Annotated in this window: 20 protein-coding genes; 5 read left to right on the top strand and 15 right to left on the bottom strand. The window is 71.9% G+C overall.

The features are described from left to right. Nucleotides 1-23 precede the first annotated feature (23 nt). Genes IF00_RS0107870 through IF00_RS0107860 form a run of 3 tightly spaced genes read left to right on the top strand, consistent with a single transcriptional unit; the run spans nucleotide 24 to nucleotide 1,656 of the window. Entirely contained in the window at nucleotides 24-359 is a 336-nt protein-coding gene (locus IF00_RS0107870; protein WP_030315681.1) for a DUF952 domain-containing protein, read from the top strand. Nucleotides 360-403: 44 nt separating this feature from the next. Next, nucleotides 404-925 carry a Rieske (2Fe-2S) protein gene (locus IF00_RS0107865; protein WP_167346848.1) on the top strand — a complete coding sequence of 174 codons (522 nt, stop codon included), beginning with the start codon at nucleotides 404-406 and terminating at the stop codon, nucleotides 923-925. A gap of 32 nt (nucleotides 926-957) precedes the next feature. Beyond that, a complete protein-coding gene (locus tag IF00_RS0107860) occupies nucleotides 958-1,656 on the top strand; it encodes a nucleotidyltransferase domain-containing protein (RefSeq protein ID WP_030315679.1) in 699 nt (232 codons plus the stop codon). A 48-nt stretch (nucleotides 1,657-1,704) separates the two neighbouring features. Here the strand turns inward: IF00_RS0107860 and IF00_RS0107855 are convergent, their stop codons facing one another. From IF00_RS0107855 to IF00_RS0107790, 14 genes are all read right to left on the bottom strand, one after another. After that, nucleotides 1,705-2,475, bottom strand: a complete 771-nt coding sequence (locus IF00_RS0107855; protein WP_030315678.1) for a nucleotidyltransferase domain-containing protein — start codon at nucleotides 2,473-2,475, stop codon at nucleotides 1,705-1,707. Nucleotides 2,476-2,478: 3 nt separating this feature from the next. Further along, on the bottom strand, nucleotides 2,479-3,510 hold the full coding sequence (locus IF00_RS0107850) for an ADP-ribosylglycohydrolase family protein (protein ID WP_030315676.1): 1,032 nt from the start codon (nucleotides 3,508-3,510) through the stop codon (nucleotides 2,479-2,481). Further along, the gene (locus IF00_RS0107845) at nucleotides 3,507-4,367 is read right to left on the bottom strand and encodes an NUDIX hydrolase (RefSeq protein ID WP_030315674.1); all 861 of its coding nucleotides are present in this window, start codon (nucleotides 4,365-4,367) and stop codon (nucleotides 3,507-3,509) included. The genes IF00_RS0107850 and IF00_RS0107845 overlap by 4 nt, the downstream gene beginning before the upstream one ends. Continuing rightward, nucleotides 4,364-5,443: an AAA family ATPase gene (locus tag IF00_RS0107840; protein WP_030315672.1), complete on the bottom strand. Its 1,080-nt coding sequence runs from the start codon at nucleotides 5,441-5,443 to the stop codon at nucleotides 4,364-4,366. Before IF00_RS0107840 ends, IF00_RS0107845 begins: the two co-directional genes overlap by 4 nt. Further along, a complete protein-coding gene (pnuC, locus tag IF00_RS0107835; RefSeq protein WP_030315670.1) occupies nucleotides 5,440-6,093 on the bottom strand; it encodes a nicotinamide riboside transporter PnuC in 654 nt (217 codons plus the stop codon). Before pnuC ends, IF00_RS0107840 begins: the two co-directional genes overlap by 4 nt. 200 nt (nucleotides 6,094-6,293) lie before the next feature. Continuing rightward, a complete protein-coding gene (locus IF00_RS0107830) occupies nucleotides 6,294-7,562 on the bottom strand; it encodes a pseudouridine synthase (RefSeq protein WP_030315669.1) in 1,269 nt (422 codons plus the stop codon). Further along, nucleotides 7,562-8,167: an SMC-Scp complex subunit ScpB gene (gene scpB / locus IF00_RS0107825; RefSeq protein WP_030315667.1), complete on the bottom strand. Its 606-nt coding sequence runs from the start codon at nucleotides 8,165-8,167 to the stop codon at nucleotides 7,562-7,564. The genes IF00_RS0107830 and scpB overlap by 1 nt, the downstream gene beginning before the upstream one ends. Further along, a complete protein-coding gene (locus tag IF00_RS43475; RefSeq protein WP_078944584.1) occupies nucleotides 8,164-9,417 on the bottom strand; it encodes a segregation and condensation protein A in 1,254 nt (417 codons plus the stop codon). The genes scpB and IF00_RS43475 overlap by 4 nt, the downstream gene beginning before the upstream one ends. Nucleotides 9,418-9,461: 44 nt before the next feature. Beyond that, nucleotides 9,462-9,974, bottom strand: a complete 513-nt coding sequence (locus tag IF00_RS0107815; RefSeq protein WP_167346847.1) for a hypothetical protein — start codon at nucleotides 9,972-9,974, stop codon at nucleotides 9,462-9,464. Next, entirely contained in the window at nucleotides 9,959-10,984 is a 1,026-nt protein-coding gene (locus IF00_RS0107810; protein ID WP_037637819.1) for a ParA family protein, read from the bottom strand. The genes IF00_RS0107815 and IF00_RS0107810 overlap by 16 nt, the downstream gene beginning before the upstream one ends. 449 nt (nucleotides 10,985-11,433) lie before the next feature. Next, entirely contained in the window at nucleotides 11,434-12,549 is a 1,116-nt protein-coding gene (gene ald, locus IF00_RS0107805; RefSeq protein WP_030315662.1) for an alanine dehydrogenase, read from the bottom strand. Between the two features lie 147 nt (nucleotides 12,550-12,696). Continuing rightward, the gene (locus IF00_RS0107800) at nucleotides 12,697-14,682 is read right to left on the bottom strand and encodes an AAA family ATPase (protein WP_030315661.1); all 1,986 of its coding nucleotides are present in this window, start codon (nucleotides 14,680-14,682) and stop codon (nucleotides 12,697-12,699) included. A gap of 491 nt (nucleotides 14,683-15,173) precedes the next feature. Continuing rightward, the gene (locus tag IF00_RS0107795; RefSeq protein WP_030315659.1) at nucleotides 15,174-15,800 is read right to left on the bottom strand and encodes an NUDIX domain-containing protein; all 627 of its coding nucleotides are present in this window, start codon (nucleotides 15,798-15,800) and stop codon (nucleotides 15,174-15,176) included. Between the two features lie 76 nt (nucleotides 15,801-15,876). Continuing rightward, nucleotides 15,877-17,535 (bottom strand): CTP synthase, encoded by a 1,659-nt coding sequence (locus IF00_RS0107790; protein WP_030315657.1) that lies wholly within the window; start codon nucleotides 17,533-17,535, stop codon nucleotides 15,877-15,879. Between the two features lie 690 nt (nucleotides 17,536-18,225). On the opposite strand from IF00_RS0107790, the gene IF00_RS0107785 reads away from it, so the two are divergent. Continuing rightward, nucleotides 18,226-20,028, top strand: coding sequence for a glycoside hydrolase family 15 protein (locus IF00_RS0107785; RefSeq protein WP_030315656.1), 1,803 nt, complete (start codon nucleotides 18,226-18,228; stop codon nucleotides 20,026-20,028). A 75-nt stretch (nucleotides 20,029-20,103) separates the two neighbouring features. Then, a complete protein-coding gene (locus IF00_RS0107780) occupies nucleotides 20,104-21,489 on the top strand; it encodes an FAD-binding oxidoreductase (protein ID WP_030315654.1) in 1,386 nt (461 codons plus the stop codon). Between the two features lie 30 nt (nucleotides 21,490-21,519). Here the strand turns inward: IF00_RS0107780 and IF00_RS0107775 are convergent, their stop codons facing one another. After that, nucleotides 21,520-23,172, bottom strand: a complete 1,653-nt coding sequence (locus IF00_RS0107775; RefSeq protein WP_030315653.1) for a flavin monoamine oxidase family protein — start codon at nucleotides 23,170-23,172, stop codon at nucleotides 21,520-21,522. Nucleotides 23,173-23,223 lie beyond the last annotated feature (51 nt).

Here is a 23,223-nt window from a genome sequence, read left to right as displayed (position 1 = left end):
ATCCGCGGGGTAGAACTGTCGACATGTTGCTGCACGTCGTACCGCTGGCCGACTGGTCCGCCGCCCCCGATGCCCCGTACGCCCCGGCGTCCCTCGGCGCCGAGGGCTTCGTCCACTGCTCGCCGGACGAGGCCGCGGCCCTCGTGATCGCCGACGCCCGCTACCGGGACGTCCCGGGCCCGCTCCTGGTGCTGGTGATCGACGAGGAGCGGCTGGCCGGGGAGGTCCGCTGGGAGGGCTCGGGAGGGACGCTCTTCCCTCATGTGTACGGGCCGATCGAGCGGGACGCGGTGACCTCGGTCCTGGAGGTGCGGCGTGGCGCGGACGGCCGTGCGAGGGAGCTGACCCTCCGGGCGTAGGCGTGTTGCGGGACCCGGCGTCCCGGCGGCGCCAAGGTGGCCGTATGACTTCACGCGTCACGAACCTGACCTCACGCGCCACGAGCCGCCGTACCGTCCTGGTCGCCGCCGCGGCCCTGACGGCGGGCTGCGGCTCGGACGACGGAGGCGACGGCGGTACGACCACCGGCGCACCGGCCACCCCGGGCGACACCGCCGGCACGAGCGCTCCCGGCACGAGTGCGCCGGCCACCCCGAGCGCCCCCGCCGAGACGAGCGCCTCCCCCGGTGCTCCCAGAGGCAAGGCCCTGGCCAAGACCGCCGACATCCCGGTGGGCGGCGGCAAGGTCTTCGCCGGGGAGAAGGTGGTCGTCACCCAGCCCACGGCCGGTGACTTCAAGGCGTTCTCCGCGGTCTGCACCCACCAGGGCTGTCTGGTGAACAAGGTCGCGGACGGCACCATCGACTGCCCTTGTCACGGCTCCAAGTTCAGCGTCACCGACGCCGCGGTGGTGGCGGGACCGGCCCCGCGCCCGCTGCCGCCCGAGCAGATCACCGTCTCGGGGGACTCGATCACCCTGGCATAGCCCTGTCACAGCCCTGTCGTAGCCTGACCGGCATGACTCCGGACGAGCTGGTGCGCGAACACACGATCTACTCCTGTGTGATGGGCTCACGCGCCTTCGGTCTCGCGACCGAGGGCAGCGACACGGACGTCCGGGGCGTGTACCTCGCCCCGACGCCGTTGTTCTGGCATTTCGACAAGCCCCCCGCCCATGTCGAGGGACCGGGCGAGGAGCAGTTCAGCTGGGAGCTGGAACGCTTCTGCGAGCTGGCTCTGCGCAACAACCCGAACGTCCTGGAATGCCTCCACTCCCCCGTGGTCGAGTACGTCGACGACCTCGGCCGCGAACTGCTCTCGCTGCGCGGCGCCTTCCTCTCCCGGCAGGCCCATCAGACCTTCGTCCGTTACGCGGACGGGCAGCGCCGCAAGCTCGACGCGGACGTACGCCAGTACGGCCACCCGCGCTGGAAGCACGCCATGCACCTGCTGCGGCTGCTGACCAGCTGCCGGGACCTGCTGCGCTCGGGCGAGCTGCGGATCGACGTCGGCGAGGAGCGCGAACGCCTCCTCGCGGTCAAGCGCGGCGAGGTGACCTGGCCCGAGGTCGAGTCCTGGATGAACCGCCTCCAGGAGGAGGCCGACCGCGCCCTGGACGCGACCCCGCTCCCGGCGACGCCGGACCACGCGCGCGTGCAGGACTTCCTGATCCGCGCGCGCCGGGCCTCGGTGCCGGCGGTACCGGACGCGCGGTAGGGCCCGTTCCGCCCTGCCGGGCTGCCCCGCCCGGCCCGGGCGCACGTCCTACGGGGCCGTCGACCGCGCCCGTACGACCAGATCGTGCAGCAGGTCGTGGGCGCGTACCGACGCCTCCCGCAGGCCGGACACGGCCTGCGCCTCGTCCAGGACCCCGTGCAGGGCCTCCGTCTCCGCCCGTACGTCCTCGACCGACACCCCCGCGAGCCCGTGCTCCGCCGCAGCCTTCGCCGCGACGAGGTCAGGCAGCCGGGCGGGCGCCTCGGCGACCTCCTCGACCAGCGTCGGCAGATGCGCCTGCACCTCGCCCGCCCGCATCAGATGGATGCCGGTCAGCAGCGCCCGGTAGGTGTAGAGCAGCGGCTTGAGCTCGCCGCTGCGCTCGAAGAGCCGCCACTGCGTGCCGGCGAACCCCCGGTAGTGGTGGGCGTGGTGGGAGGTGAGCACCTCGGGCACGAGCGAGACCAGCTCGGCGTGGGTCTCCGTGGTGTGCGCGACGAGCGGGGAGGTGAGCTGCTCCAGGACGTAGCCGTTGCGGCGCAGCATCAGCCGGGCGAACTTCCGCAGGTCGTGGGTGACCAGGTCCATCTCGACGCCGTCCCGGTCCCACATCCGGCTGCGGGTCTCCTCGGGCTCGCGCAGCCCGACCAGCGCCTCCGTCGGCAGCAGGTGCGCGCCGCGCAGGTCCACGTCCGAGTCGCGGGACGGGAACCCGTACAGGTGCGCGCCGGAGACGGTCGCGAAGAGCAGGGGGTCGGGCTGTCCGGCCACGACGGCGGCGAGGTCGGTGTCCAGGGCGGACTCGAGGGAGAGCGTCATCGGTCAAGCGTCCCAGAGCGCACCGAAGGTCAGCAGGTCGCTCCGGTACTCGACGCGCTCCTCCCACTCCTTCGGCCAGGCGTCCGCGCCGAGGTGGGCACCGGCGAAGGCGCCCGCGAGGGCGGCGATCGAGTCGGAGTCGCCCCGGGTGCAGGCGGCCCGGCGCAGCACGGCGAGGGGCTCGTCGGGGAAGAGGAGGAAGCTGAGGAGCCCGGTCGCGAGGGCCTCCTCGGCGATCCAGCCGTCTCCCGTGTACGTACAGGGGTCGAGCTCCGGGTCGGCCGTGCGCTGGACGGCGTCGAGGCGCTCCAGGACGGCCAGGCACTCGTCCCAGCCGCGCTCGACGAAGTGCCGGGCGGAGGGGTCCTGGGAGCGGGTCCAGAGGTCGCCGAGCCAGTGCTCGTGGTAGCGGGAGCGGTTCTCGTACGCGTACGAGCGCAGCTGTCCGACGAGTCCGGCCGGGTCGACGCCCTGGGCGAGGAGGTACACGGCGCGGGCGGTGAGGTCGGAGGCGGCGAGCGCGGTGGGGTGACCGTGGGTCAGGGCCGCCTGGAGCTGCGCCGCGCCGGCCCGCTGCTCCTCGCTGAGGCCGGGGACGAGACCGATGGGCGTGACGCGCATGTTGGCGCCGCAGCCCTTGGAGTGGATCTGGCTGGCGTCCTGCCAGAGCCGGTCGCCGTCGAGGAGCGCACAGGCGCGGAGGCAGGTGTTGCCGGGGGCGCGGTTGTTCTCGGGCGAGTGGTACCAGTCGACGAACTCGTCCCGGACGGGCCGAGCGAGGCGCAGCGGGGCGAGCACGCCGCGGTCCGTCGCGGTGCGGATCCCCCGGGCGAAGGCGAGGGCCATCTGGGTGTCGTCGGTGACGTACGCCTTCCCGTTCCTGACGGGCAGCGGCATCTCCCGCCAGGGTCCGAACGAGGCGAGGATCGACGGCACGTCCTTGAACTCGGTCGGGAAGCCCAGCGCGTCGCCGAGCGCCAGCCCGATCAGGGAGCCGGTCGCGGCCTGCTTGGTCGCGGTGCGGGTCGGGTTCACGTGGATCGTCCTTCCGGTCGCAGGAGGGGCGGATGGAGGGTGGTGGCCTCGCCCGCCCGGTAGAGAGCGGCCGGTTTCCCCCGTCCGCCGGTGAGGCGCGGCGGTCCTTCCACGGCCTGGACGAAGCCGGGCGTGGCGAGGACCTTGCGCCGGAAGTTGGGGCGGTCGAGCTCGACGCCCCAGACCGTCTCGTAGACCTGCCGCAGCTCGCCGAGGGTGAACTCGGGCGGGCAGAAGGCGGTCGCGAGGCAGGTGTACTCCAGCTTGGCGCCGACCCGTTCGTGGGCGTCGGCGAGGATGCGGTCATGGTCGAAGGCGAGCGGCCCGTGCGTCCCGTACGGCATCCACCGGGCCTGCGCCGCGTCTCCGCCGCCGCGTGGCTCGGGTGCGTCGGGCACGAGCGCGGCGAAGGCGACGGAGACGACCCGCATCCTCGGGTCGCGGTCCGGTTCGCTGTAGGTGCGGAGCTGTTCGAGGTGGAGTCCGGCGACGGTGGTGTCGGAGAGCCCGGTCTCCTCGGCGAGTTCGCGGCGGGCGGCCCGCTCGGCGGACTCGCGGGGCAGGACGAAGCCGCCGGGGAGGGCCCAGTGTCCGGCGTACGGCTCCTGGCCGCGCTCGACGAGCAGGACGTGGAGGCGCTCCTCGCGGAGGGTGAGGACGGCGAGGTCGACGGTGACGGCGAACGGCTCGAAGGCGTACGGGTCGTAGCCCTCGGGCGCGTCTGCCGGCCCTGCCCCGGGAGTGCGCCCCGGCTCCCCGCCCGGCCCCGCCCCGGATGTGTACTCCGACTCCCCGCCCGGACCCGCCCCGGGCGTGCTCCCCGGCCGTCCTCCGCCCGGCACCCGGCCGCCGCTCATCGGCGCTCCGGCAGCGGGTCGGCGAGGTCCCAGCCCTCGGCGAGCAGCCCGTCGACGGCGGCGACCGCGGCAGCGAGGCGTTCCTCGTGCGGGCCGCTGAGGACGGCCGTGCGGCGGCCGCTGTGGGCGAGCTGGGTGAGGAAGCGCGCGGTCATCCAGGGCCGCAGGTGCTCCCCGTCGCGGAGGCCGTCGTCCTCGAAGTCGACGCCCCGGTGGTCGGTGAGCAGCCAGAGGTGCTGTCGGCCGTGGGCGGCGATCTCGCCGGTGGCGGGGCTGGTGGTGCCCATGTAGCGCTCGTGCCAGATGGTGGTGGCGAAGGCGTCGGTGTCGCAGAAGAGGACGGGTGAACCGTCGCGGGCCGCCTCTTCCTCCAGTTCGGCCTGGCGCTGGGCGATGACGGGGAAGTCGGAGGAGTGGAAGGCGACGTCGGCCCATGCGGCGCCGGGGCGTTCGGCGCGGAGTTCGGCGAGTTTGAGTTCGCTGTACTCGCGTCCGTACTCCGGCACGTACCGGGTCCGGGCCCAGACGCCGCCGCGCCGCCGGTAGTGGTCGGCGAGGGCGAGGGCCATGGTGGTGGTGCCGGTGGACTCGGCGCCGAGGACGACGACGCGCCGGGTGAGCGCGGAGCGCACGGGCGCCTCCAGGAAGTCCCAGCAGCCGGCGGGGTCCGCGCGGACGGCGGTACCGGAGACGGGGAAGCGGTCGCGCGCGGGGTCGACGCAGACGGACTCGGCACCGAAGCGGCGGGCGAGCTCCTCCCCGTACGGCTCCGAGGTGAAGACGGCGTCGACGCGTTCGGGCACGGCGGCCCGGAAGACGGCCATGTGGGCGTCCCAGACGTCGGGGTCGTGGAGGTCGACGGGGATGTCGTCGACGGCTCCGACGACGAGGGCGTCGGGGTGGACCTCCCTCATCCAGGCGACCCGGTCCTCCAGGGGGATGCTCTCCACGGAGGAGGCGCAGACGAGGACGGTGAGGCGCTCGCAGCGGGCGAGGGCCGTGTGGACGAGATGGTGGTGGCCGGCGTGCGGCGGATAGAACTTGCCGAGGACCAGGCCGTGTCCGTAGCGCCTCATGCCGCCGCCTCCACCTGGAGGGCACGGCGTGCGGTGAGGTCCCTGGTCCAGCCGCGCAGGCCGAGGGCGCAGAGCGTCATGAAGCCGACGTAGAGCAGCGAGGTCAGGTACAGCTCCTTGTACGCGTACAACGGTACGTAGACCACGTCGGCGGCGATCCACAGCCACCACGACTCCAGGCGCTTCCGGCACTGGCCGTAGGTCGCCATGAGGGAGAGCGCGGTCGTCAGGGCGTCCCAGAAGGGGACGGTCGAGTCGGTGGCGCGGTCGAGCAGGAGGGTGAGGGCGAAGGTCCCCACCACCCCCGCCGTGAGCAGCCACGTCCACTCGGTGCGCGTGGTGCGGCGCACCGGGAGGGCGTCGGAGCCTGGTCCACCCCCGTGGGTCCAGGTCCACCAGCCGTACACGGCGAGGGTGATGAAGACGATCTGGAGACCGGCGTCCGCGTACAACCCGGCCTGCGTGAAGAGCAGGACGAAGAACAGGTTGTTGGCGATGCCGATGGGCCAGTTCGCGAGGTGCTGACGGGCGACGAGCCAGACGCAGAGCGCCCCGCTGCCGAATCCCAGGACCTCGGTCCAGCTGACCGGGGTGTCCAGGATCGTGAAGAGCGGCTGCTGCAGCGGTTCGAGAATGCTTGCGAGGCTCACGCCCGCCTCCTTAAGAGTCATATTGACTATAAAGCGTGGCGGCCTTCGGCCACAAGCCCGAAAAGCGCGGCGCCGAGCCCCGCCGGAGATCAGCCGGCTCTCGCCCGGGCGCCGGCGCGGAGAACACGGAAGCCCGCGACCGGCGGACGGTCGCGGGCTTCTCGCGTGGAGCAGGCCTGGGGCCTGCGGGCCTCGGGGCCTTACATGCCGACTTCCTTCATCAGCATGCCGACCTCCGTGTTGGTGAGCCGGCGCAGCCAGCCCGACTTCTGGTCGCCCAGGCCGATCGGGCCGAAGGCCGTACGGACCAGCTTCTCGACCGGGAAGCCCGCCTCGGCGAGCATGCGGCGCACGATGTGCTTGCGGCCCTCGTGCAGCGTGACCTCGACCAGGTAGTTCTTGCCGGTCTGCTCGACCACACGGAAGTGGTCGGCCCTGGCGTAGCCGTCCTCCAGCTGGATGCCGTCCTTGAGCCGCTTGCCGACCTCACGGGGCAGCGGGCCGGTGATGGCGGCCAGGTAGGTCTTCTTCACGCCGTACTTCGGGTGCGTGAGGCGGTGGGCCAGCTCACCGTGGTTGGTGAGCAGGATGATGCCCTCGGTCTCCGTGTCGAGCCGGCCGACGTGGAAGAGGCGCGTCTCACGGTTGGTGACGTAGTCGCCCAGGCACTGGCGGCCGTCCGGGTCCTCCATGGTGGAGACGACACCGGCCGGCTTGTTCAGCGCGAAGAACAGGTACGACTGGGTGGCGACGGTCAGGCCGTCCACCTTGATCTCGTCCTTCTCCGGGTCGACGCGCTTGCCCTGCTCCAGGACGATCTCGCCGTTGACCTCGACGCGGGCCTGCTCGATGAGCTCCTCACAGGCGCGGCGCGAACCCATGCCGGCGCGGGCGAGGACCTTCTGCAGCCGCTCGCCCTCCTGCTCGGCGCCGGGGAAGGTCTTCGGGGTCTTGATCTCCGGCCGGTTCTCGTACCGCTCCCGGTTGCGCTGCTCGATCTTGGCGTCGAGCTCGCGCGAGCGGGCCGGGGCCTGGCGCTGACCGTGCGGGCCACGACGGGGCGGCATGCCGCCCTGAGGGGCCTTGGGGCCGCCCTTGGCGCCGCCGCGGGCCGCGGAGCCGCGACCCTTCTTCGGGGCCTCGGAGGGGGGGCTCACGTCGTAGGAGCGCTCCTCGGGGCGAGGCCGGCGCGGGTTGCTCGGGCTCTTCTGGCCGTCACGGCCGCCGCCCTGGTAGCCGCCACCGCCGCCGCCCTGGTAGCCACCGCCACCGGAGCCACTGCCGCTGCCGCCGCGGTAGCCACCGCCACCGCCACCGCTGCCACTCCCGCCACCGGAGCCCCGGTAGCCGCCACCGCCGGCGCCGCTGCCACCACGGCCGCCACCGCTGCTGCCGCCGCGGCCGCCGCTGTTGCCACCACGGCTCCCGCCGTTGTTTCCGCTGCTGTTCCTGCCGCTGCTGCTTCGCATCAAACTTCCGTCTTGTCGTCGTCGTCCTCACGATCCGGTGCATCCGGATCGAACGACGGGACTCCTTCCAGTGAGTCCGGCTCGACCGCCTCCGCCTCGGGGAGGAAGGGCGCGAGCTCGGGGAGCTCGTCCAGGCCGCGCAGGCCCATCCGCTCCAGGAAGTAGTTCGTCGTCCTGTACAGGATCGCACCTGTTTCGGGTTCCGCGCCCGTCTCCTCCACCAGACCCCTCTGGAGGAGGGTCCGCATCACGCCGTCGCAGTTCACTCCGCGGACCGCGGAGACCCGGGAACGGCTGACCGGCTGGCGGTACGCGACGACCGCGAGGGTCTCCAGGGCCGCCTGGGTGAGCCGGGCCTGCTGGCCCTCCAGGACGAAGGCCTCGACGGCCGCGGCGTGGGCGGCGCGGGTGTAGTAGCGCCAGCCTCCGGCCACCTGGCGCAGCTCGAAGCCGCGGCCCTGGACGGTGTACTCGTCGGCCAGCTCGCGCAGGGCGTCGGCCACCTCGCGGGGAGTGCGCTCCAGGACCTTGGCGAGATGCGACTCGGTGGCGGGTTCGTCGACGACCATGAGGACGGCTTCGAGAGAGGGCTTGAGGTCGCTCATGCGGTGGTCTCCTGGGTGGTCTCCTGGTCGAACTCGTCGGTCACTGCCCCCGTGGGATCGGTCTCCCCGCCGGTCCAGGAGACCGTGAGGTCCCCCAGGGCGGTCTCCTGGTCGAGGGCGACGGCCTTCTCCCGGTAGAGCTCCAGGAGGGCGAGGAAGCGGGCGACGACGGTGAGGGTGTCGTCGCCGACGTCCTCGATGAGCTCCCGGAAGAGCGCGGTCCCGCGCTCCCGCAGCAGCGAGACGACCACGGCGGCCTGCTCACGGACGCTGACGAGCGGGGCGTGGATGTGGTCGACGTACACCTGCGGCTCGGCCCTGGGCTGCATCGCCTTGACGGCCAGCCTGGCGAAGCCCTCGGCGCCGATGGAGATGACGACCTCGGGGAGAAGCTCGGCGTGGTGGGGTTCGAGTCCGACGGTACGGGGATGGCGGCGGCCCTCGGCCTCCCAGCGCTCCTCGAAGATCGCCGCGATGCGCTTGTACGCGCGGTACTGGAGGAGCCGGGCGAAGAGCAGGTCCCGGGCCTCCAGGAGCGCGAGGTCGGCCTCGTCCTCGACCTCGGCGGCGGGCAGCAGCCGGGCGGCCTTGAGGTCGAGCAGGGTGGCGGCGACGACGAGGAACTCGGTGGTCTGGTCGAGATCACCGTCGGGCCCGAGGGCACGCAGATGCGCCATGAACTCGTCGGTGACCTGGGAGAGCGCGACCTCGGTGACGTCGAGCTTGTGCTTGGTGATCAGCTGCAGCAGCAGGTCGAAGGGCCCCTCGAAATTGGCCAGCCGCACGGTGAACCGCCCGTCCCCGGCCTCGGGCGTGGACCCGGACTCGGGCCTCGGCCCTGACCCGGACCCGACCGCAGGCCCTGCCTCGACCTCCAGCCCGGACTCGGGCGTGGACCCGGACTCGGGCGTGGGCCCGGACTCGCGCGTGGGCCCGGACTCAGGCGTGGGCCCGGATTCAGACTCGGGCGTCGGCTCGGGCTCGGGCGTGGGCCCGTCCTCGGGCCCGTCCTCGGACTCGGGCGTCGGCCCGGACTCGGGCCCAGACCCAGGCCCCAGCCCAGTCGCGGGCTCGGTCGGCACACCGGATCCGGCCGCGTCGGCATCGCCGTCCGCGCCCGGCACCGCCCCGTGGCCGTCCCGGACCTCCCCCGCCGCCGGAGCGGCCGCGGGCCCCTCCGGCTCGCCCGGGCCGCGGCCCAGGGCGCGGCGGCGTGGCGGGCGGGACGTTTCGTCAGAGGCGTGGTGCATGGAGGTCCAGGGGAACGGGGAGCGCGGCAGCCCGCAGGCTACCGTCAGCGGCCGCGCAGGCGGCGCACGAGGATGCTCGCGTCGCCGCGGGACTCCAGGTCCGCCAGGACGACCGCGACGGCCTCCCGGACGATCCGGCCCCGGTCCACGGCGAGACCGTGCTCGCCCCGGAGGACGAGCCGGGCGTGCTCCAGGTCCATCAGCTCCTCGGCGGAGACGTAGACCGTGATCTTCTCGTCGTGGCGCTCACGGCCGCTGGGCCGCCGGTTCGGGGCCCGGCCGCCGCCGCGCCGCCGTGCCGCCGCCGGGGCGGGCACCGCGGCGGTGGGCGTCGCGGGCTTCTGAGCGGCGGCGCCCTCGGGCTCCGCCGTCCGGGCGCGCGGCTCCGACGCCTCGGAGTCCGCAGCCGTGTGCTCCGCGGAGCCCTCGGCCGCCGTCGTGTCGCTCTCGCCCGCGGGTGCCGGGACGGCCCTGCGGGGTGCGGACGCCTGGAGCGCCGTTCCCCCGGTCGTACGGAAGAGTTCGTCGGCGCCGGGCAGACTCACTCGGCGTGACACCGGGCGAGCACCTCCCTGGCGAGCTGACGATAGGCGGCGGCGCCCACGGAGTTGGAGGCGTACGTGGTGATGGGCTCGCCGGCGACCGTGGTCTCCGGGAAGCGCACCGTCCGCCCGATGACCGTGTGGTACACGTGGTCGTCGAAGGCCTCGACGACGCGCGCGAGGACCTCACGGCTGTGCACGGTACGGGAGTCGTACATGGTGGCGAGGATGCCGTCGAGCTCCAGCTCGGGGTTGAGCCGCTCCTGGACCTTCTCGATGGTCTCGGTCAGCAGTGCCACTCCGCGGAGAGCGAAGAACTCGCATTCCAGCGGCACGATGACCTTGTGAGCCGCCGTCAGGGCGTTCACGGTCAGCAGGCCGAGCGAGGGCTGACAGTCGATCACGATGTAGTCGTAGTCGTTCATCAGCGGCTTCAGGGCGCGCTGGAGCGTCGACTCGCGCGCGACCTCGCTGACGAGCTGGACTTCGGCGGCCGAGAGGTCGATGTTGCTCGGCAGCAGGTCCATGTTGGGTACGGCGGTCTTGAGGAGGACCTCGTCCGCCGACATGCCCCGCTCCATGAGCAGGTTGTAGACGGTGAGGTCGAGCTCCATCGGGTTCACGCCGAGGCCGACCGACAGGGCTCCCTGCGGGTCGAAGTCGACGAGCAGCACCCGTCGTCCGTACTCCGCGAGCGCGGCACCCAGGTTGATGGTCGACGTGGTCTTGCCGACGCCGCCCTTCTGGTTGCACATCGCGATGATCTTCGCGGGTCCGTGGTCCGTCAGCGGACCGGGGATCGGGAAGTACGGCAGGGGCCGTCCCGTCGGGCCGATCCGCTCGCGGCGCTGACGGGCAGCGTCGGGTGCGAGGGTGGCCGCGTACTCGGGGTCGGGCTCGTACTCGGCGTCGGGGTCGTAGAAGTGCCCCTCGGGCACCTCGTCAAAGGCGGCGAAGTGGGTGGACTCTCGGCCCATCTCGTTGCCGGCCGTGGCGTTCACGTGTAGGCCGTCCATCGTCTTCATCGTGTGGGCTGTCGTCATGGGCTGGTGCGTCGCGAAGGTCCGCACCGCGACGGAGCCGATCGGAGCACCTGGCGCACCGCTCCCGGGAGTAATTGTCGACTCATTCACAAGTCGTCTTACCTCCTTGGATGTCACCAGGAACATTTATCGATAGGTCAGCGTGGCACCATGCCGACGGTTGGCGACTCTATGGCGTGTCACCGCTCCGCAGCAACACAATCCGCCGGACCCGGCCCGATGTGTCGGCAACCGAACACCTCTCTGTCAAGGGTGCGCAGGCATGCATCCACACGTTTCAGGGGTGTGCGAAACGGTTAAAGGGTTACGTTCGAGGCGAGTTGGCCGAACGTTCCGCCGGGTGCGGACACACATCCGGCCGGACCTTGTCGAACAAGGTCCGGCCGGGTGTGTGGCATTGACGGCACGCGTTGACGGCGGTGCCGCGAGGGTCAGCCCAGGAGGGTGCTCAGCTCGACGTGCTCGAGGCCGTGCGCCTCGGCGACCTCCTTGTAAACCACCTTGCCGTCATGGGTGTTGAGGCCCAGACCGAGCGCGGCGTCGCGGCGCAGCGCCTCGGCCCAGCCGTTGTTCGCCAGCGACACGATGTAGGGCAGCGTGGCGTTGGTGAGGGCGTAGGTGGAGGTGTTCGGGACCGCGCCCGGCATGTTGGCGACGCAGTAGAAGACCGAGTTGTGGACCTGGAAGGTCGGCTCGGCGTGAGTGGTCGGGTGCGAGTCCTCGAAGCAGCCGCCCTGGTCGATCGCAATGTCGACAAGGACACTTCCGGGCTTCATCTTGGCGACGAGCTCGTTGGTGACCAGCTTCGGGGCCTTGGCGCCCGGGATGAGGACGGCGCCGATGACGAGGTCGGCCTCGACGACGGCCTTCTCCAGCTCGTAGGCGTTGGAGACGATCGTCTTCACCTTGGTGCCGAAGATCTTGTCGGCCTCGCGGAGCTTGTTGATGTCGCGGTCGAGCAGGGTCACGTGGAAGCCCATGCCGACGGCGATCTGGGTGGCGTTCCAGCCGGAGACGCCACCGCCGATGACGACGCACTCGCCGGCGTGGGTGCCGGGGACGCCGCCGGGGAGCACGCCGCGGCCGCCGACCGAGCGCATCAGGTGGTAGGCGCCGACCTGCGGGGCCAGGCGGCCCGCGACCTCGGACATGGGGGCGAGCAGCGGGAGCGCGCGGTTGGCGGTCTCGACGGTCTCGTACGCGATGGCGGTGGTGCCGGACTCCAGGAGCGCGTCCGTGCACTCGCGGGAGGCGGCGAGGTGCAGGTAGGTGAAGAGGGTCTGGTCCTTGCGGAGGCGGTGGTACTCCTCCGCGATGGGCTCCTTGACCTTGAGCAGCAGGTCGGCGGTGGCCCAGACCTCGTCGGCGGTGGGGAGGATCTCGGCGCCGGCGGCGACGTACTCCTCGTCCGTGATCGAGGAGCCGACACCGGCGTTCTGCTCGACGAAGACCTGGTGGCCGTGGCGGACGAGCTCATGGACACCGGCGGGGGTGATGGCCACGCGGAACTCGTTGTTCTTGACCTCGCGGGGGATGCCGACCTTCATCGTCGATCACGGTCCTTGAATCTGGGGGGATACATGGGGCACTGCGATACATACCCGGATGCACTGCGGCGCACCGGGGCAGACCACGTTCGAACGCGGCGCACCCAGTCTAATGAAGGAGTTCCCGCTGTCTAGCCTTTCAAAGTACTAATCTTCGATCGACCCACTGCGGATTTCGTAGGCAGAGGATTCCGTTTCCAGCAGTCTCTCGGCCGCAGCCCGGTGCAGCCGGGCCGCAGCCGGGTCGCCGAGCCGGTCGAGAGTGTCGGCGAGCCGCAGCTGGAGCGCGGCCTGGAGCCGGGAGTCCTGGGCGCGCCGGGCCCACTCGACGGCCTCCTCGCAGGTCCGGAGGGATTCCTCGGGCCGTCCCGCGTACTCCTGGACCCGGGCGGCCTCGCTCAACGCCCGCGCGTAGCCGGGGAGATCGTCGAGCCGCCGATAGCCGGCCGCGGCAGCCCGCCAGTTGCGCAGGGCCTCGCCGTACCGGCCCGCGTAGGTCTGTACGGCGCCGAGGCGGGCGTACAGCCTGGCCTGATCCGCTCGCTCGTCGCGGGCGAGGCGCTGGGCGAGCGCCCGCCCGTACCAGTCGCCGGCCCGCTGCCAGTCCCCCAGCTCCTGATACGAGCCGCCTACGGATTCCATTGCCCGACCGGTCGCGTACGGGTCATTTGCTGCGCGTCCGGCGTCCAAAGCCGACCGATATCGCAGCAGAGCGTCCTTCGTCCTGCCGGTACGGGCGTCGAGATCGGCCAGGTTCAGCAGGGCCGCGGCCCGCTCCCTGTGCAGCCCGCGCCGCTCGGCCACGTCCAGGACCAGCTGGTGGAGCCCGTACAGCTGGGGGGCGGCCGCCTCGGCGCCCCGGTGCGCGGCGAGCGCCCTGACCAGGGAGGCGACGAGACGGCGGGCGAGGGTGTCGAGCTCCCCGTCGGCGACGGCGAGCCGGGCGGAGGCCAGCAGGAAGGACTGCCGGGAACGCAGCCAGTCGGCCCCGGCGGCGACGCTGGGGAAGCGCAGGGCGCGCGGCAGACCGGCCAGTTTCCGCCGGGCCGGCGAGCCCTCGGGTTCGGTGACCGCACGGCAGGACTGGAGGAGCCGTACGGTCCGCTCCAGCATCCGGGCCCGGGCGAGCTGCACCTCGGCGGGCCGGTCGCGCTCCTCCAGCTGAGCGCGCAGGAGGGGGACGAGATGGCCGGGGACCTCGTACTGCCCGTCCTCGCCGCCTTCGAGCAGCCCCAGGGCGGCGAAGTCGGCGAGGGTGGTCGCGGCGGCCGAGACCGAGCAGCCGGCCAGGGCGGAGGCCGTGTGGGCGTCGGCCCGGCCGAGGGGGGCGAGGGAGAGGTAGCGCAGTATCCGGGCGGCGGTCGCGGGCAGCGCCTCGTGGGCGAGGGAGAAGGCACGGGTCAACGGATCGCCACTGAGCGCGCGCAACCGCTTCGCCAGGTCGGCGACGGAGGCCTTGGGCCGGGTCGAGAGCCAGCCGCCGGCGAGGACGACCGCGGCGGGCAGCCCGCCGCACTCCTCGACGAGCGTCTCGGCGGCCTGCGGATCGACGGTGATGCGTACGGAGCCGGTGAAGGCGGTGAGCAGCTCGATGGCCGACTTGGGGTCGAGCCCGCCGAGGGTGCAGGGCCGTACGTCGGGGATGCCGGTGAGCGGTCCTCGGGCGACCCCGATCACCAGGGAGTCGGGGTTGTCGGGGATGAGCGGATCGGCGTGCTCGGCGTCGACGGCGTCGTCGAGGACGAGGACGGCACGGCGCTCGCCGAGTGCCCTGCGGACCAGCTCGGTCAGCTCGTCCTCGGCCGCGCCGGGAGGCTCGGGGACCCCGAGCGCGGCGAGGAGTTCCTGCGCGACACGGGCGGTGGGGACGGGGTCGCCGCCGGGCTCGGTGAGCCGGGCGCGGAAGATCCCGTCGGGGTACTGGTCGGAGAGTCCGGCGGCGAGCTCCTCGGCGAGCGCGGTACGTCCGGAGCCCGGCTTGCCGGCGACGAGCAGGACACGGGCGCGCGGAGCCTTGCGGCCGGTGAGGGTGTCGAGGCCGGTCCGCTCGATGTCGGCGCGCAGGGCCTTCAGCTCCCGCTGCCGGCCGAAGAACTGCCGGCTGCCGGCCGCCGCCACCGCCTGATCCGTCACGGGCCACGCTCCCGTCCACCTGCGCACGAGCCGATCCCGCGGGGGGCTCCGCACGGGCGATCTCGAGCGTAGTTCAGGGCGTGTGCCGGACCTGGCGGAGCACGACGAAGACGTCCCCCGATCGGATCAGCAGATCGTCACACCATCCACCGCCCCACCCTCGATGCGCCGCCGTGCGGGCGTACCCGCTCCCCCGCCCCTCCGCGTGACCACGCCCGCCACCCCCGCCGTGTGGGAACGCCCGCGCCCCCGCCGGGTGGGCACACGGGACGGCGCGCTTGGCGGCGCCTGCGCCCCTTGTACCCGGCCAGCACCCCTTGCGCGTCGCACCCATGGTGCGGGTTCAGGCGCGTAAGCCCAGGCCCGGCAACGGGCACCGTCCGTCGTGCCCACCCGATCCGCCCCAGCGGAACGAATGCCCACAACGGGGGGCGGCGACCGCGCGCCGGCCGAGCGCGCGGCCCACAGGGCCGGAGGCCCCACCGCCCCCCCTACGCCTCGAACGGTCGCGCCGGCCACTCCGCGTCCGCCGCCCGGAGCTCCCCCTCACCCCCGCCGGCGCGCGCGGCCGCCAGCGACAGTACGCCCACCACCAGGCAGTTGTTGTGCAGCTCCCCCGCGAGAACCCCCCGCACCAGCTCCCCCAGCGGCACCCGCGCCAGTTCCATGTCCGCCTCCTCGTCGGAGACTTCGTACCGTCGGCCCTCCGCCTCGGAGAGCCCCCGCGCGAGGAAGATCCGTACGGCCTCGTCGCAGCCGCCCGGAGTCGTGTAGACGTCGGCCAGGACCCGCCACTCCTCGGCCTTGACGTGCGCCTCCTCGTAGAGCTCGCGCTGGGCGGCGTGCAGGGGGTTCTCGCCGGGGACGTCGAGGAGTCCCGCCGGGATCTCCCAGAGCTTCTGCCGCACCGGGTGCCGGTACTGCTTCAGCAGCAGGACCCGGTCCTGGTCGTCGAGGGCCAGGACGGCCACCGAGCCGGGGTGGACCTGGTAGTCGCGGCGGGCGACCGTGCCGTCCGGCATGACAACGTCGTCCGTGCGGACACTCGTCTTCTTTCCCTGGAACGGGGTCGTCGTCGCGACGACCCGCCACTCCTCCGGGGTGTCCTGCAACTCCATCTGCGTCCTCCCACACACGAAAGCCGGGGTACGGATCCGTCAGGACCCGTACCCCGGCAACGTTAACGCGCGGCGACTACTTGGCCGGCTTGCCCGTCTTGCGCTCCACGGCCGCCTTCACCAGACCGGCGAAGAGCGGGTGCGGACGCGTCGGACGCGAACGCAGCTCCGGGTGCGCCTGCGTGGCGACCAGGTAGGGGTGGATCTCGCGCGGGTACTCGACGTACTCGACGAGCTTGTTGTCCGGGGAGGTGCCGGAGAAGACCAGACCGGCCTTCTTCTCCAGCTCCGCGCGGTAGGCGTTGTTGACCTCGTAGCGGTGACGGTGGCGCTCGTCGACGTACGGCTGGTCGTCGTAGACCTCACGGACGATCGAGCCCTCGGCGAGCTTCGCCGGGTACAGGCCCAGGCGCATCGTTCCGCCCAGGTCGCCGGCGCCCTCGACGTACGCGAGCTGCTCCTCCATCGTCGAGACGACGGGGTGCGCGGTGGCCGGGTCGAACTCGGTGGAGTTGGCCTCGGGGATGTCGGCCAGGTTCCGGGCCGCCTCGATGACGATGCACTGCAGACCGAGGCAGATGCCGAGCAGCGGCACCTTGTTCTCCCGTGCGTACTGGATCGCGCCGACCTTGCCGCTCACACCGCGGTCGCCGAAGCCACCGGGGATGAGGATCGCGTCGACGTCGCCGAGCTGCTTCTTGGCGTCGGCCGGGGTCTTGCAGTCGTCGGAGGTGACCCACTTGACCTTGACGCGGGCCTTGTTCGCGAAGCCGCCGGCCCGCATCGCCTCGGTGACCGAGAGGTACGCGTCGGGCAGGTCGATGTACTTGCCGACGAGCGCGACGGTGACCTCGTGGTCGGGGTTGTGGACGCGGTCGAGCAGGTCGTCCCACGTCGACCAGTCCACGTCACGGAAGGGCAGGTCGAGCTTGCGGACGACATAGGCGTCCAGGCCCTCGGTGTGGAGCACCTTGGGGATGTCGTAGATCGACTTGGCGTCGATCGCGGCGACGACCGCGGCCTCGTCGACGTCGCACATCAGCGAGATCTTGCGCTTGATGGAGGTCGGGACCTCACGGTCGGCGCGCAGCACGATCGCGTCGGGCTGGATGCCGATGTTGCGGAGCGCGGCGACGGAGTGCTGGGTCGGCTTGGTCTTCAGCTCGCCGGAGGGGCCGATGTAGGGCAGCAGCGAGATGTGCACGACGAAGACGTTGTCGCGGCCGACCTCGTGGCGGACCTGGCGGACGGTCTCCAGGAACGGCAGCGACTCGATGTCGCCGACCGTGCCGCCGACCTCGGTGATGACGACGTCGACGTCGTCGGTCGCCATGCGGCGGATCCGGGACTTGATCTCGTTGGTGATGTGCGGAATGACCTGCACGGTGTCACCGAGGTACTCGCCGCGCCGCTCCTTGGCGATGACCTGCGAGTAGACCTGGCCGGTGGTGACGTTGGCCGAGCCGTCGAGGTCGACGTCGAGGAAGCGCTCGTAGTGGCCGATGTCCAGGTCGGTCTCGGCGCCGTCGTTGGTGACGAACACCTCGCCGTGCTGGAAGGGGTTCATCGTGCCCGGGTCGACGTTCAGGTACGGGTCGAGCTTCTGCATCGTGACCCGCAGGCCCCGGGCCTTGAGGAGCGCACCCAGGCTGGAGGCGGTCAGGCCCTTGCCGAGGCTGGAGGCGACACCCCCGGTGACGAAGATGTGCTTGGTCGTCGTGGTTTTGGGCGGCATCGCCAAGAGGGGGCTCCCGTGGTCGCGTTCTGGAGGTGCGTACCGGCGTCCCCTCCGGAAGAATCGGGGGGTGCCGTCGCTGCGGTTTCGGGGTCCTCGGCTGTCGCCGTTTCCCACCGGTCCACGGGGTACCAGGGTATCAGCGACATCGGGAGACCGCTTCCGGCCACACGCGGCAGTCGGGTGTTCACGGACGGCGATGACAGGGCGGACGGAGTCTCCCGGCGGATCGGGGGAAGGGTCTCCCGACGTACGGGGGAAGGTTCTCCCGACAGGCGGGGAACGTCCCCGCCGGGCGGGGGGACCGGCCTCCCGCCTGGCAGAAGGGAGGAGCACTCACTGTCTCTCACCTGCGACGCACAGGATGTCCGCCGGATCTTCCGGCCGACGTTCCGAAGGGCCCTGCCCGCACGACAGGCGGACCTTCCACCGGCGAACCGGACTCGTTCACCCGATCGGAGCAACGCCGTTACCGACGTGATCACCGGGTCACCAGGGTGCGACGTATCCTGCTCGGACATTGCCCGCCGAGCCGGCCGGCCAGCGGCATCACCCCGCCCGTCATCCGGACCAAGAGCTCGTCGAAGATCCCTTGACCGCTGACACACACAGACCCGGCTGACACCCAGCCGGCGCATCTGAGCAAGCGCCCCGCGGGGCGGACGTGGCCGTTCGACTGGAGTGAAGCACGTGGCCGGGCGCATCGAGGATTACGCACTCATCGGAGACATGCAGACCGCCGCCCTGGTCTGCCGCGACGGCAGCGTCGACTGGCTGTGTCTCCCCCGATTCGACTCCCACGCGATCTTCGCCGGGCTGCTCGGCACCGAGGAACACGGATTCTGGCGGGTGGGCCCCGCGACGCCCGACGACGCCGAGCCGGCCCCGGCCGCCCGGCGCCGCTACCGCGGCGACTCCCTGATCCTGGAGTCCGAGTGGGACACGCCGCGCGGCACGGTCCGGGTGACCGACTTCATGCCGCCGCGCGACGGCGCCCCGCAGCTGATCCGGATCGTGGAGGGCGTCTCCGGCCGGGTCCGGATGCGCTCCTCGCTGCGGATGCGGTTCAGCTACGGCCGGATCGTGCCGTGGGTCCACAAGGTCGGAGACCGTACCGTCGCCGTCGCCGGGCCCGACTCGGTGTGGCTGGACACCGACGCCGAGACGCACGGCAAGGACCTCACGACGTACTCCGACTTCACCGTGAACCCCGGTGACCGGGTCACGTTCACCCTCTCCTGGCAGCCCTCCCACAAGGAGCCGCCGGCGCTTCCGGACCCCGAGGGCTCCCTGGAGGCGACCGCCGACTTCTGGCGCGAATGGGTCGAGCACTGCACGTACCACGGCCCCTACCGGGAGGCCGTGATCCGCTCCCTGATCACCCTGAAGGCGCTGACGTACGCGCCGACCGGCGGCATCGTGGCCGCGCCGACCACCTCGCTGCCAGAGGAGATCGGCGGCGTCCGCAACTGGGACTACCGCTACACCTGGCTGCGCGACGCGGCGATCACCCTCTCCTCCATGCTGCGTACCGGCTACCGCGAGGAGGCCCGCGCCTGGCGGGACTGGCTGCTCCGCGCCGTCGCCGGCGACCCGGAGAACCTGCAGATCATGTACGGCATCGCCGGCGAGCGGGAGCTCGGCGAGGCGGAGCTCGACTGGCTCCCGGGGTACGAGAACTCCGGCCCGGTCCGGGTCGGCAACGGCGCCGCCAACCAGCTCCAGCTGGACGTCTACGGCGAGGTCACCGAGGCCCTCCACCTCGCGCACATGACGGGCCTGTCCCGCAACGACTACGCCTCGCTCCTCCAGATCAAGCTGATCAACTACCTGGAGAAGCACTGGGACCAGCCCGACGAGGGCATCTGGGAGGTCCGCGGCCCGCGCCGGCACTTCGTCCACTCCAAGGTGATGGCCTGGGTGGCCGTCGACCGCACGATCAAGCTCATCGAGTCCGGGGACGCGGACGGCCCGCTGGAGCGCTGGCACGCGCTGCGCGACGAGATCCACCGGGACGTCTGCGAGAAGGGCTACGACCCCGAGCGGAACACCTTCACGCAGTCGTACGGCTCCAAGGAGCTGGACGCCTCCCTGCTGCTGATCCCGCAGATGGGCTTCCTGCCGCCGGACGACAAGCGGGTCATCGGCACGATCGAGGCGATCCAGCGCGAGCTGTCCACGGAGGACGGTTTCGTGCTCCGCTACCCGACCTCCGGCGAGGAGGCCGGCGTCGACGGCCTGGAGGGCGACGAGGGCGCGTTCCTCGCCTGCTCGTTCTGGCTGGCCGACGACCTGGCGATGATCGGCCGGGTGGACGAGGCGCGCTCGCTCTTCGAGCGGCTGCTCGCGCTCCGCAACGACCTGGGACTGCTCGCCGAGGAGTGGGACCCGAGGCTTCAGCGTCAGGTCGGCAACTTCCCGCAGGCGTTCAGTCACGTGCCCCTGATCGACACGGCCCTGCGCCTGACGGCGAGCGGCGCGTACGGGGGCTGAGGCGGTCCCGCGCGGGGGACGGTACCCGGACCTACGATGAGAAGGTCCCGTCCCCCGTACGAAAGGGGGGCTCCCATGGGTCCCCACGTCTCCGAAAGCGCCCTCGCCGGACTGGTCGAGGACCTGGCCGGTGAGGTGATCACCCCCGGCGGGCCGGGCTACGAGGAGGCGCGCCTCCTGCACAACGGCATGATCGACCGGCGCCCGTCGGTGATCGCCCAGTGCGCCACGGCGGCCGACGTCTCCAACGCGATCCTGTTCGGCCGCGAGACCGGGCTGCCGATCGCGGTACGCGGCGGCGGGCACAGCGTCGCCGGGACCTCCATGATCGACGGCGCGCTGATCGTCGACCTCCGCCGGCTGCACGCTGTCGTCGTGGATCCGGAGGACATGACGGTACGGATCGAGGGCGGGGCGACGATGGCCCACCTGGACCACGCGTGCCAGCCGTTCCATGTCGCGACCACCGGCGGGCGGGTGTCCACCACCGGCGTCGGCGGCTTCACGCTGGGCGGCGGATCGGGCTGGCTGGAGCGGAAGTTCGGCCTCGCCAGCGACAACCTGCTGGCCGCCGATCTGATCACGGCCGAGGGCAAGCACGTCCACACGGACGCGGAGGAGAACCCGGAGCTGTTCTGGGCGCTGCACGGCGGCGGCGGCAACTTCGGGGTGGCGACCTCGCTGACGCTGCGGCTGCACCAGCTGCCCCGGATGAGCGTCGCGATGCTGTTCTTCCTGCCGGACGACGCGCCCGAGGTGGTGCGCACCTTCCGGGACATCGCCGACGCCGCCCCGGACGAGGTGGGCGGCGGGGCGATCTACATGCCGGCGCCGCCCGAGCCGTTCGTTCCGCCGGAGCTGGTCGGCCGGCTGGTGTGCGGGACGCTGCTCACGTACGCGGGGCCGGTCGAGGAGGTACGGCAGCTCGCGGCGCCGCTGTTCGCCCTGAAGCCCGTGATCGAGATCGTCATGGACATCCCGTACGCGGAGCTGCAGTCCATGCTCGACGATCCTCCCGGCCTGCGGAACTACTGGTCGGCCGAGTACCTGACCGCCTTCCCGGACGAGGCCGTGAACCTGTTCTGCGAACGCGGCGCGGGGATCCCGCTGCCCGCGGCGACCCAGCACGTGCTGTTCGTGCAGGGCGGCGCGGTGGCGGCCGGGGCCGGGTCCTACCCGCAGCCGTGGCGCGTCGCGCCCTGGGCCGTGCACCCGTTCGCGACCTGGGAGGACCCCACGATGGACGAGGCCGAGATCCAGTGGGTGCGGGACGTGCGGGCCGACGTGCGGCCGTGGGCGATCGACTCCGTGTACCTGAACTTCGTCGGCGCCGAGGGCGAGCAGCGCGTGGTCTCCTCGTTCGGCGAGGAGAACTACCGCCGGCTCGCCGCCGTGAAGGCCGCGTACGACCCCGACAACGTGTTCCGCTTCAACCAGAACATCGTCCCGGCCGCCGCCTGAGCGACCGGGCCGACCACCCGCCGCCCGGGCTCACCTCAGTGCGTCGACCACCTCCCGGGCGGCGCGCTCGCCCTCGGTCGCTCCGCCTTCCATGAAGCCCTGGAAGTCGTAGCTGCAGTGTTCGCCGCCGATGTGGACATTGCCCTGGGCGGTTCCCTCGTATCCGGCGTAGCGGTGGAGATAGCCGACCGGCCAACAGGAGTACGCGCCCAGCGAGTACGGGTTCCGGTGCCAGGCGGAGAGCTGGGCGCGGCCCGTGTACGCCCTTGAGGTGCCGGGGAAGAAGGCGTCGATGCCCGCGAGGTGACGGCTGACGAGGCTCCGTACGTACGGGTCGGACTCGGTGGAGAACGGTCCGGCGGGCGTGAGCGACCCGGCGAGACTGCCGCCGCCGTACTGGAGGAGGATGCCTCCGGTCCCGCCCTGGATCTTGGTGGTGTCCCAGGTCTGCTGGACCTCGGTGTCGGTGAAGCAGTCGCCGGCGGAGACGCCCGGCCAGGCGCCGGTGCCACGCCACGGGCGGGTGCCGAACTGCATGTTGAGTTTGGTGCAGTGGCCCATCCGGGCGTCCCGCAGCAGGTTCCGCATCAGCGGGTCGAATCCGGCCTGGGAGAGATCGAGCTCCTTGAGGATGGGCAGCGGGAGGCAGAGGATCGTGTGGTCGCTGGTGACGGTCCGGGTGGCACCGGCCTCGGTGAAGGTCAGTGTCTGGGTGCCGTCGGCGTTGGCCCGCAGAGCGGTCAGGGACCAGCCCTGACGCAGGGTGCCGGGTGCGAGCGCCCCGGCGACGGCGTTCGGGAGCCGGTCGTTCCCGCCGACGATGTGGTATCGCTCGTTGGACAGGCCCCAGACGTTGAAGTTGCCCGGATTGGTCTGGTAGCCCATCAGCAGCACCAAGGCGAGCGAGGACTGTTCGGTGGTGTCGGCGCCGTACTCGACGTTGTAGGCCACGTCGATGAACCGGCCGAGCGGCGAGGAGTGCCCGCCGGGGACCCGGGTCTCTATCCACTCGTACACCGACATGGTGTCGAGTGCGGTGCCGGTGGGCGTGGTCCGGTTCCAGAACACCTCCCCCGCCTCGGAGAGGTCCCGGCGCAGCGACTGGTAGACGGCGTTGAAGTCCTCGTCGGCCTGGTGGCGCGGGTAGTACGCGCCGTTGAACCAGAGGACCTCCTCCGCGCCGTTGGGCCCGCCGCCGAGGAAGTCCTCGGTGTCGAGGTCGAAGCGACGGCAGAGTTCCAGGATCTTCTTGTGGCTGGTGTCGATCAGCTCGCCGCCGATCTCGGAGGTCTGTCCGTACGCCCAGTGCGCGCGCTGGGTCCACATGCGGCCGCCGACCCGGGTGGGGTTCGCCTCGTAGAGCACCGGGCTCAGGCCGGCGTCCTGAAGGGTGAGGGCGGCGGTGAGGCCGGAGATCCCGGCGCCGACGACGGCCACTCGGGCGGTGGTCCTGACGGGCGGGTCGGGGGTGGCGGCGCGGGCGGGAACGGCCCCGCCCAGGCCTGTCCCGGCGATGGCACCGGCGGTGACACCGGCAGCGGCGGCGTACTTGAGGAGCGATCGACGCCCGAGGGCGTCGGCTCTCATGCCCCTCAGCTCGTCGACGGGGAGGTGGAGTCGTCGGGCGTCGGCGTGCTCGGCGGCGAGGGTCTTCAGGAGGTGCATCGGGTTGGTGCGTGCCATGGGGCTCTCCTGGGGCTGGAAGGGGAACTGGGCTCTGCGGTACGGGAGCGG

The sequence above is a fragment of the Streptomyces flavochromogenes genome, from assembly GCF_000717595.1.
In the GTDB taxonomy this organism is placed as follows: domain Bacteria; phylum Actinomycetota; class Actinomycetes; order Streptomycetales; family Streptomycetaceae; genus Streptomyces; species Streptomyces flavochromogenes.
The sequence above is the reverse complement of the archived record's forward strand: the minus strand, read 5'-3'. Positions and strand labels throughout refer to the sequence as shown.

Bases quoted from the DNA above. Each gene is read 5' to 3' on its own strand.
- ald (WP_030315662.1), bottom strand. From the start codon at position 12,549: ATGAAGGTCGGCATCCCCCGCGAGGTCAAGAACAACGAGTTCCGCGTG.
- IF00_RS0107845 (WP_030315674.1), bottom strand. From the start codon at position 4,367: ATGAGCGGCGGCCGGGTGCCGGGCGGAGGACGGCCGGGGAGCACGCCC.
- IF00_RS0107780 (WP_030315654.1), top strand. From the start codon at position 20,104: ATGGGTCCCCACGTCTCCGAAAGCGCCCTCGCCGGACTGGTCGAGGAC.
- IF00_RS0107830 (WP_030315669.1), bottom strand. From the start codon at position 7,562: ATGCGAAGCAGCAGCGGCAGGAACAGCAGCGGAAACAACGGCGGGAGC.
- IF00_RS0107865 (WP_167346848.1), top strand. From the start codon at position 404: ATGACTTCACGCGTCACGAACCTGACCTCACGCGCCACGAGCCGCCGT.
- IF00_RS0107810 (WP_037637819.1), bottom strand. From the start codon at position 10,984: ATGAAGACGATGGACGGCCTACACGTGAACGCCACGGCCGGCAACGAG.
- scpB (WP_030315667.1), bottom strand. From the start codon at position 8,167: ATGAGCGACCTCAAGCCCTCTCTCGAAGCCGTCCTCATGGTCGTCGAC.
- IF00_RS0107860 (WP_030315679.1), top strand. From the start codon at position 958: ATGACTCCGGACGAGCTGGTGCGCGAACACACGATCTACTCCTGTGTG.
- IF00_RS0107775 (WP_030315653.1), bottom strand. From the start codon at position 23,172: ATGGCACGCACCAACCCGATGCACCTCCTGAAGACCCTCGCCGCCGAG.
- IF00_RS0107795 (WP_030315659.1), bottom strand. From the start codon at position 15,800: ATGGAGTTGCAGGACACCCCGGAGGAGTGGCGGGTCGTCGCGACGACG.
- IF00_RS0107870 (WP_030315681.1), top strand. From the start codon at position 24: ATGTTGCTGCACGTCGTACCGCTGGCCGACTGGTCCGCCGCCCCCGAT.
- IF00_RS43475 (WP_078944584.1), bottom strand. From the start codon at position 9,417: ATGCACCACGCCTCTGACGAAACGTCCCGCCCGCCACGCCGCCGCGCC.
- IF00_RS0107855 (WP_030315678.1), bottom strand. From the start codon at position 2,475: ATGACGCTCTCCCTCGAGTCCGCCCTGGACACCGACCTCGCCGCCGTC.
- IF00_RS0107840 (WP_030315672.1), bottom strand. From the start codon at position 5,443: ATGAGGCGCTACGGACACGGCCTGGTCCTCGGCAAGTTCTATCCGCCG.
- IF00_RS0107790 (WP_030315657.1), bottom strand. From the start codon at position 17,535: ATGCCGCCCAAAACCACGACGACCAAGCACATCTTCGTCACCGGGGGT.